Origin of the sequence: Corynebacterium sp. HMSC071F07, assembly GCF_001810285.1 — a bacterium.
GTDB classification, from domain to species: domain Bacteria; phylum Actinomycetota; class Actinomycetes; order Mycobacteriales; family Mycobacteriaceae; genus Corynebacterium; species Corynebacterium simulans.
On the sequence record NZ_KV800719.1, the window covers coordinates 23,047 to 29,305 of the forward strand.

The 6,259-nt window shown below is 62.1% G+C and carries 4 protein-coding genes; 2 read left to right on the forward strand and 2 right to left on the reverse strand.

The window, feature by feature from the left end; genetic code table 11:
- Positions 1-97: 97 nt before the first annotated feature.
- Positions 98-3,766: a phosphoribosylformylglycinamidine synthase gene (locus HMPREF2724_RS11145; protein WP_246818261.1), complete on the forward strand. Its 3,669-nt coding sequence runs from the start codon at positions 98-100 to the stop codon at positions 3,764-3,766.
- A gap of 210 nt (positions 3,767-3,976) precedes the next feature.
- On the opposite strand, the gene HMPREF2724_RS11150 is transcribed toward HMPREF2724_RS11145, so the two are convergent.
- Complete coding sequence (locus tag HMPREF2724_RS11150; protein WP_061924553.1) at positions 3,977-5,014, reverse strand: alpha/beta hydrolase; 1,038 nt, start codon at positions 5,012-5,014, stop codon at positions 3,977-3,979.
- 96 nt (positions 5,015-5,110) lie between these two features.
- Positions 5,111-5,245 carry a hypothetical protein gene (locus HMPREF2724_RS13420; protein WP_256374965.1) on the reverse strand — a complete coding sequence of 45 codons (135 nt, stop codon included), beginning with the start codon at positions 5,243-5,245 and terminating at the stop codon, positions 5,111-5,113.
- Positions 5,246-5,339: 94 nt separating this feature from the next.
- Between HMPREF2724_RS13420 and HMPREF2724_RS11155 the strand changes: the two genes are divergently transcribed.
- Positions 5,340-6,074, forward strand: coding sequence for a PAQR family membrane homeostasis protein TrhA (locus tag HMPREF2724_RS11155; RefSeq protein ID WP_070588613.1), 735 nt, complete (start codon positions 5,340-5,342; stop codon positions 6,072-6,074).
- The last annotated feature ends 185 nt before the right edge of the window (positions 6,075-6,259 follow it).

The following is a 6,259-nucleotide window of genomic DNA, read 5'->3' on the forward strand; positions in this document are numbered from 1 at the left end:
TTGGTTTTCGTTCCCCGCGGGAAATACTGTGGGCACTAAGTCGACTACCGAGTTAAAACTTGAGCTGAATGAAACTGGAGGCACGATGGTTCAGCGCGTGTATGTGGAAAATCGCGAGGGCGGGCATGCCGCTGCATTGTCGAAGGAGTACGGCGTCAACGTGCGCGTGCTCAATCGCTACGACGTAGAGGGCACCACCGATTCCGAATTTGCTACCGCGGTCAAGTTGGTTCTTTCAGAACCGCAGGTAGACACTACTTTTTCCACGCTGGACGAGGCTGGAGTTACAGGCGGGGTTCTCGCCGTTGAACCGCTTCCAGGCCAGTTTGATCAGCGCGCCGATTCCGCGGCACAGTGCATTCAGTTCCTCTTTGAAAAGGAGCGCCCCCGCGTACGCACCGCGGTGGTCTATGCGGTAGATGGTGAGATTCCTGCCGCCATGCGCAAGGATCTGATTAACCCCGTCGAGTCCCGTGAAGCAGCGCTGGAGCTGCCGGAGACTTTGGCATTGCACGTCGATACCCCCGCAGACGTAGAGACCCTTGAGGGTTTCACTGCGCTTTCCGACGCCGCCCTTCCCGAGTTCGTTGCCTCCCACGGCTTGGCCATGGACGCGGACGACGCCACCTTGATTCGTAACTACTTTGCTTCCGAAGACCGCGAACCCACCATCACCGAGCTCAAGGTGATTGATACCTACTGGTCCGACCACTGCCGCCACACCACCTTCGAGACCGTCCTCGATTCCATTACCTTCAATGAGCCGGCCGTTGAGGCCGCTTACCAGGACTACCTTGAAGCCCGCGAGTCCATCGGCCGCGCTAAGCCGGTGACTTTGATGGACATGGGCACCATCGCTGGTAAGGTGCTGCGTGCCACGGGCAAGCTCGACGCCATGGACGTCTCCGAGGAGATCAACGCCTGCACCGTTCATGTCACCATTACCGTGGATGGCAAGGAAGAGCCGTGGCTGCTTCTGTTTAAGAACGAGACCCACAACCACCCAACCGAAATCGAGCCTTTTGGCGGCGCTGCTACCTGCATCGGTGGCGCAATCCGCGACCCGCTGTCTGGCCGCGGTTATGTCTACGGCGCGATGCGCATCTCCGGCTCCGGTAACCCGCTGGAGACCACCACTCGCGCCGGCAAGCTGCCGCAGAAGACCATTGCCCGCGTGGCAGCTGCCGGAAATTCCTCCTACGGCAACCAGATTGGCTTGGCTACCGGCCTAGTTGATGAGGTCTATCACCCGGGGTACGTCGCCAAGCACCTCGAAATGGGTGCGGTAGTGGCGGGCGCACCGGCGGCGAACGTACGTCGCGAAGTTCCGGCGGCGGGTGACCTCGTGGTGCTCGTCGGCGGTGCAACGGGCCGTGACGGTATCGGCGGAGCTACTGGTTCCTCCAAGTCGCACACCGTGGAGTCGCTGACCACCGCGGGCGCGGAGGTGCAGAAGGGTAATGCGCCGGAGGAGCGAAAGCTCCAGCGCCTGTTCCGCAACCCGGAGTTTTCCAAGCTCATCAAGCGCTGTAATGACTTCGGCGCCGGCGGCGTCGCCGTCGCAGTGGGCGAGCTGGCGGATTCGCTGGAGATCAACCTCGATGCGGTCCCGAAGAAGTACGAGGGCCTGAACGGCACCGAGCTGGCTCTGTCCGAATCCCAGGAGCGCATGGCCACCGTCGTTGAGGCAGGCGACCTCGACAAGCTGATCGCGCTGGCTAACGAGGAGAACCTCAACGCCGTGGTCGTTGCGGAGGTCACTGACTCGGGCCGCATGCGCATGCATTGGCGCGGCAACACCATCGTTGACCTTTCCCGCGAATTCCTAAACACCAACGGCGCCGACAAGCACGTCGACGTCGAGGTTGCCCCCGCCGCTGATTGGCGCGGCGCGGCCCGCGAGTGGGCACGCCAGGAGGACTTCAACGCGTCCTTCCTCGGCATGGCCTCCGACCTCAACGTGGCTTCCAAGCAGGGCCTGTCTGAGCGCTTCGACTCCACCGTCGGTGCCGGCACCGTGCTGATGCCTTTCGGCGGCACCCGCCAGGCCACCCCGATCCAGGCCACGGCACACACCCTGCCGGCGCTGGGAGAGACCACCAACTGCTCCGTGATGTCCTGGGGCTACAACCCATACGTCACTGAGGCCAGCCCGTTCCACGGGGCCTACCTCGCGGTGGTGGAGTCGGTGTCTAAGCTGATTGCTACCGGCGCCTCCTTCGACGAGACCTACTTGTCTTTCCAGGAGTACTTCGAGCGCATGGACTCCGCTGCGGCGTGGGGCAAGCCGGCTGCCGCGCTGCTGGGCACCATCAAGGCCCAGCTTGGACTCGGCGTCGCCGCGATTGGCGGCAAGGACTCCATGTCCGGCACCTTCGAGGAGCTCAGCGTCCCGCCGACGGTCATCTCGGTTGCCGTCAGCCACGACGATGCCACGCACATGGTGCCGAACTACTTCAAGGCAGCGGGCCACAAGGTCACGCTTTTCCAGCCGGAGATCGCTGGCGCAGAGGATACTGCGCTGGCCGGCCTGCCCACCCCAGATTCCCTGGTTGCCAACTTCCGCACCGTGACGGAGCTGCTGCGCTCCGGCAAGGTCATCTCCGCTTACACCCCGGGCTTCGGCGGCCCTGCCGAGTCCGTGCTGAAGATGGGCTTGGGCGAGGGCATCGGCTTCGCCTTTACTGACGACGCCCCGCTCTACGACTATGCCTACGGCGCCTTCGTCCTGGAGTGGGCAGACGGCGAGGAGCCAACCGCGGGCTCGGTTATTGGTGAGACCGCCGAGGGCGGCTTCACCTACCGCGGCACCGAGGTTTCCTTTGCCGACGCTGAGGCCGCCTACCTGGGCACTCTCGTAGAGATCTACCCGAGCTTCGTTGAGCAGACTGGTTCGGTTTCCCTGGCAGACGCCACTTCTTCGGTCTCCGCATCTGAGGCACCGACCATCACTCCGACCCACGGCGGCGCCAAGGCTTCCGCTCTCATCCCGGTCTTCCCGGGTACCAACTGCGAGTACGACTCCGCCCGCGCGCTGCGTCGCGCTGGCATCGAGCCGGAGATCCTCGTGGTGCGCAACCGCACCCCGGAGGACATTGTTGAGTCCGTCGACCGCATGGCCGCGGCTTTGGATCGCTCCCAGATGCTCTTCCTGCCGGGCGGCTTCTCTGGTGGCGACGAGCCGGACGGTTCCGCGAAGTTCATCACGTCCTTCCTGCGTAACCCATCGCTCACCGCGGGTGTGCAGGGGCTTCTCGACGAGCGCGGTGGCCTGGTCCTCGGCATCTGCAATGGCTTCCAGGCGCTGATCAAGCTGGGCTTGGTGCCGTTCGGCAAGATTTCTGAGCCGGGCACTGAGACCCCGACGCTGACCTTCAACACGATTGGTCGCCACCAGTCGCGTATTTCGCGTGTGCGCGTGGTCAATAACGCATCGCCGTGGCTGTCCAAGATTAACGAGGGCGACGTCTTCACCGTCCCGATTTCTCACGGCGAGGGCCGCATCACTGCTGGTGAGTCCGAGTGGGAGCGTCTAAAGGCAGCTGCCGTCACCCAGTATGTCGACGTTGCTGGTAACCCGCTGATGGATATCTCCGTTAACCCGAACGGCGGCCTCTTCGCCCTTGAGGGCATCATGTCCGAGGATGGCCGCGTCCTAGGCAAGATGGGCCACTCTGAACGCATCTCGGCATCTACCTACAAGAACGTGCCGGGCGAGTACGATATGAAGCTCTTCGAGTCTGCGGCAGAGTACTTCCGCAAGTAGTTCCGAGCCCGGCTGGTTGGGTCTCCCTGGTTGGGTCCCATTCCTTGGCTCCCTTTGCTAGCAAAGGGAGCCTTTTTACCCCAAAACACAAAACTCCACTCGCAATAGGACCCAACCAATGGGACCCAAAGACGGGGACCCAACCGGGGTGGAAGCCTCAGATTTATTGGAGTTCGTGATGCCCAGGAGAAATCGCGTGAGCGCCGTGACTTAAGCGCCGATTGCGCGTGCGATGGTCTGCGCCCAGCTGACCTTCATCTCGTGTGCAAAGAGCCCGAAGGAGTGCGAACCCTGCTCGCTGTAGTAGCGGTTAACGTTCACGCCGGCGCGGCGCGCGTTGTGCGTGAAGGTCTCGGTGCACTGGTTGGCAATCACCTCAACTGCACGCGGGCCAACGTTGGTCACCGGGTTGATGTTGTTGCCATCAATCGGACCCGGGTTGCCGGATGCAGAAGCCACGAAGACATCTACACCGCGCAGGCGACCCGGATTGAAGTTCGGGTCATGGTCCGCCCACTGCGGCGAGCCCGGCAGACCCCACGCGTTGAAAGAGGAGCCGCCGCCGTAAGCCATCATTGCCGTCGAGGTCAGAACGCCCGTCGGATCAGAGCGCACTGGGCAGCCGGAGTAGGAAGCGGCCGCCTTGAAACGCTGTGGCGCATGCGCCGCGATATCGAGCGCCGCCGCACCGGTGGAGGAGAGGCCGCCGATGGCATCGCGGCCGGTGCCGTGGAACTCGGCGTCGATAAGCGGCGGAAGCTCCTGGGTCATGTAGGTGTTCCACTTGTTTACGCCCAGGATTGGGTCGGCCTGGTTCCAGTCCGTGTACAGCGAGTATGGGCCGCCAAGCGGCATGACTACGTTGACGTTTTTATCCGCGAACCATGGTCCGACGTCGGTATGCGTCATCCAGTTCATGCCCTCCTGGCCGCCCTGGATGCCAGGCAGGAGATAGAAGCTCGGGCGCGGTTGGTCGCCGCCCGGCAGCAGCACGTTGTTGGTGATGATTTCGCGGTTGGCAGGAGACCACACGTCGACGACCCAGTGGTTGCCGTTGATGTGGCGTTTGCCCACGATCTTGGCCTGGTCACCCAGCCAAGGCTGCGGGTTGGTCACGCGCGAGGAGACCTTCTCTAGGTGGCTCGACTGAGCCATGGCAGGGGTGGTGGTTGAGCCGACAGCCAGCGCGAGGGCGCCGGCGGCGGCGACGGACTTGAGCAGGGTTCCAATGGAGCGTGTGGAAGTCATAGTGGGAGCAAGTGTACAAGGATTTTTCAGCTTGTATAAGTACTTCCCAGGGAAAGTTGAAAAAAGATTCAACTACTGTGACTAAAGTGGCACGCGCTATTCGACGCCGGGCGCTGGACCGAGCGTCGTCTCCCAGGCCTTGTACAGCTGCGCTTCGAAGAAGTTTTCGTAGTCGGTCGAATCCGGCCAGGCCTCGCCGATTTTGGCGCCGGTGCAAAATTTAATACGCATAACAAAATAGTGGGTATTTCCTTGAAAGCGTCGGGCGGGCGCCGTATAGTTACGGCAACGTAAGTTTTCTCCGAAGTGAGGCGGCTACCTGGTGATGGCTAACAAGGAAAACACTGCGCTATTAGAAGGGGTGGAGCAGGCGCCACCTGAGGGGCTCGTCGAGCGGCGCTATTTCATCGCTGACCGTGGCCCACGCCCCCTCACTCGCGGCTGGGGCCACTTCTTTGCCGCGATTTGCTCGGTGATCGCATCTACTGTGCTGATTACCTATTCCTGGATGACGCTGCCCTGGTGGCACGCGCTAGCCGTTACCGTCTACGGCGTCGGCGTAGTGGGCTTGTTTGGCGTGTCCGCCCTTTATCACCGTTGGCCATGGCCGAGCTTGCGGGCAGTGCGTTGGTGGCGTCGGGCGGATCACGCAACCATCGCTGTCTTTATTGCGGCGACGTATACGCCGCTGTGTGCCATCGTCTTAGACGTGAAGCAGGCATCGCTCATGCTGGCTATTGCTTGGGCTGGGGCAATCTTGGGTGTCATCCTGAATCTGTTGTGGATAGACCATCCACGCTGGCTCGATGTGGTGGTCTATCTGGCACTGGGATGGTTGGTGATCCCACTCATTCCCACCCTGTGGGGTGCAGCCGGCGCCGCAGTTGTGTGGCTGCTTTTTGCCGGCGGAGTGATCTATTCGCTAGGCGCTTTGGCCTATGGCTTCAAATGGCCGGGCCGCAACGCCCGGTGGTATGGCTACCACGAGCACTTCCACAGCGCGACTATCGCGGCTGCGGTTGTGCACATGGTGGCCATTTGGATGGTCGTGGCGGCCTAGGCGTTCAAATGGGGACAGGCGCCTAATCGCGCAGCGGGTCCACGCCGGCTTCGGTGAGCATCGGGATGTTGGATACCTCGGAAGGCAGGCCGAATGCGTCAACCAGAACCACGGACCACGGTGCCAAAGAATCCACCAGATCATTGATTGCAGCGCGGGCGGCCTTCATACGGCCGGCCGGAAGC

Bases quoted from the DNA above. Each gene is read 5' to 3' on its own strand.
- HMPREF2724_RS11150 (WP_061924553.1), bottom strand. From the start codon at position 5,014: ATGACTTCCACACGCTCCATTGGAACCCTGCTCAAGTCCGTCGCCGCC.
- HMPREF2724_RS13420 (WP_256374965.1), bottom strand. From the start codon at position 5,245: ATGCGTATTAAATTTTGCACCGGCGCCAAAATCGGCGAGGCCTGGCCG.
- HMPREF2724_RS11155 (WP_070588613.1), top strand. From the start codon at position 5,340: ATGGCTAACAAGGAAAACACTGCGCTATTAGAAGGGGTGGAGCAGGCG.